Origin of the sequence: Mycobacterium sp., assembly GCF_032159775.1 — a bacterium.
Lineage (GTDB): Bacteria > Actinomycetota > Actinomycetes > Mycobacteriales > Mycobacteriaceae > Mycobacterium.
Genome location: NZ_JAVHWK010000068.1, coordinates 1 through 2,560, shown reverse-complemented (window position 1 = coordinate 2,560; position 2,560 = coordinate 1). Strand labels below are relative to the sequence as shown.

The following is a 2,560-nucleotide window of genomic DNA, read 5'->3' as shown; positions in this document are numbered from 1 at the left end:
TGAATCTGGGCTTCCCCGGCTGCGTTCAGCGAGTACACAGGCGCCCCCGAGTCGCCGGGGCTGGTCATGGCCTCGCCGGTGTTGGGTGTCTCGTACTGAATCAAGTCGTAGGTGCACACGTATTGGGCGACGCAGAACGTCGCGTTGATGGAACTGATGTTGCCGTTGCACTTCTCGGCGTAACCGGCTCGGCCGGACACACAGACGCCACTCGGTGCGGGTCGGCCTGGACCCGGATTCCACGCGGTGATCTGATTTCGCGTGCTGTACCGGTTGGTATAGATCTGCTTGCCGTACTGGTCGCCGCAGCACTGAATCTTCGCGGCGTCCCAGTTCGGGTACGCCGGCTTGTTGGTGATGGTGCCGTACCAGATGCCGCCCGATTTGAAGCTGTTCCCCGCACTCCCACAGTGACCTGCGGTCACGGTGTAGGACGCGTAGTTGTTCTGAGGGCCGTCCTGCATGGTGAATCCGCTGGTGCAGTTGTTCGCAGTGGTCTGGTTCGTGATCGATGCCGCGCCGAAGTGCCAGGGCCCAGAGTCGTTGTACCTGTCGCCAGAGTTGTTCGAAACCCGGACCGACGGAGAGGACTCAACACGGACGCCGCGAAGAGCCTTCATCTGCGCGGTGAGCGACGGCGACAAATTTCCTGTGACGATGACCGCGTCCTCGGCAGCGTCGTAGTAGAAGGTCATGCCTTCACCCCGCCGAGCGTGCGCGTTGTAGAGATCAGACAGCCGGACGGTAGTGGCATCGAGTTCTGCCTTGGTCAGCACGCTGCGCTTCACCGCGATGGTGCTCCGTGCTCCGGTCATCTGGAACGACTTCTTGGCGGCCTCGAGGGCAGTCGCCGATGCAGTGCGTGGAAGCGCTGCCGTGACTACACCGCCCCGCGCTGACATCTCCATCACGTGGCTGGCCGCGGCCCATGCTGCTTGCCTCGCCTCAGAGCCTTCTGGAGCTGTGGCCGACGGGCGCGCGTCGGCGTACTGCTGCTTGAGCGCTAGTCGCTGCGCGGTGTTCATCGGAGACTGTAGGGCCGCCCGGAGGTGTGCGTCGCCACTGTAAACCTCTGGCGTTCCCGACCGGCCGGGTTCGTCCGGTGACGCGACAACTCCAGCGGTCGAACCACTCGCCGCCAGGGTGGCGCATAAAACGGCACCCGCCAGTACTGCCGCCGCTTGGGCTAGAGATCTGCGACGCATGCGAAATCTTGTGGGCATGGATTCTTTCTCTCGGTACTAGTTGCCGGAGGCAATGGATACGTGATGGGCGTCTGTAGATACGTCGTTGTCGGCGGTCTACCTCGTCAGCGTCAGTTCTCGAGGATGAGTTCGGCGGCGCGTTCGGCGATGGCGTAGACGGTGGCATTGGTGTTGCCTGCGGGGATGGCAGGCATCACAGAAGCGTCAGCGATCCGTACTCCGTCGATTCCGCGTAGTTTCAGGCCCGGGTCGACCACCGCGTCGGGGCCGTCACCCATGGCCAGGGTGCCTACCGGGTGGCAGTAGGACGCGACCGTGGCGCGGGCGTAGTCACGCAGCGCTGCCTCATCGTCGGTGGCGGGCCCGGGTGCCATCTCAGCGTCGCGCCACTGATCGAGCGCGGGCGCCCCTCCGATGCGGCGGGCCAGGCGCAGGCCCGCTACGACAGCATCGAGATCGCGGGAATCGCCGTAGTAGTTCGGATCGATGAGCGGGGCGGACCCTGGCGTGGCGTCGGCGAGCCGGACGGTGCCGCGGCTGTGCGGCAGCATCACCGAAACACCGATCGTGTAGCCGAACCCCTGGTCTGGGCCGGTGAAGCCAGCTACCGGGCGCGCCAGGTCGACGAAGATCAGTTGCAGATCGGGACCAGGCAGGTCGTCGCGGCTGCGGACCAGGCCGATCACTTCGCCGTGGTTGTTACGCGGCGTCGGAACCGGCTGCGCCGAGCGGTAGACGACGTTGGCGATGGGGTGATCCTGCAGGCCCTCGCCGACACCGGGCAGGTCGGCAACGACCTTGATGCCATGGGCTTGTAGGTGCTCGGCCGGTCCCACGCCGGACAGCATGAGCAACTGCGCCGAGCCGATCGCACCCGCCGTGACCACGACCTCGCCGGCCGAGACCGACTCCATCCGGCCGCCGACGCTGTACTCCACACCTGTGGCCCGGCCGTTGTCGATCACCAGCCGATGCACCAACGCGTCGCTGACGATCGTGAGGTTGGATCGGTCGCGCACCGGGCGCAGGTAGGCGTCCGCGGCGGACTGGCGGTGACCGCTGACGATGTTGAGATCGACCGGCCCGAAACCCTCCTCGAGGCCGCCGCTGATGTCGCTCGCCCGGCGCTGCCCCATCTCGATGGCACCGTCGAGCGCGGCGGCGAGGACCGGGTTCACCGGTTCGGCCGGTGCGACGGTGAGTGGACCGTTCAGGCCTCGCAGCGCGGGATCGCGCCCGACGGTGCTCTCGATCCGCTGGAAGTAGGGCAGCAGGTCGTCGAACTGCCAATTCTTCGCACCGCCATCGGCCCAACGCTCATAGCTGCTGCGGTGGCCGCGGGTGAACAGCATGGC

Annotated in this window: 2 protein-coding genes; both read right to left on the bottom strand. The window is 66.0% G+C overall.

Features of this window, described 5'->3' with window-relative positions:
• On the bottom strand, nucleotides 1-1,025 hold a 1,025-nt coding region (locus tag QOJ24_RS07285; RefSeq protein ID WP_526260317.1), incomplete at its 3' end, for a chymotrypsin family serine protease.
• Nucleotides 1,026-1,315: 290 nt separating this feature from the next.
• Nucleotides 1,316-2,560, bottom strand: a 1,245-nt coding sequence (locus QOJ24_RS07280; RefSeq protein ID WP_526260316.1) for a GMC family oxidoreductase, incomplete at its 5' end; no start/stop codon positions are given.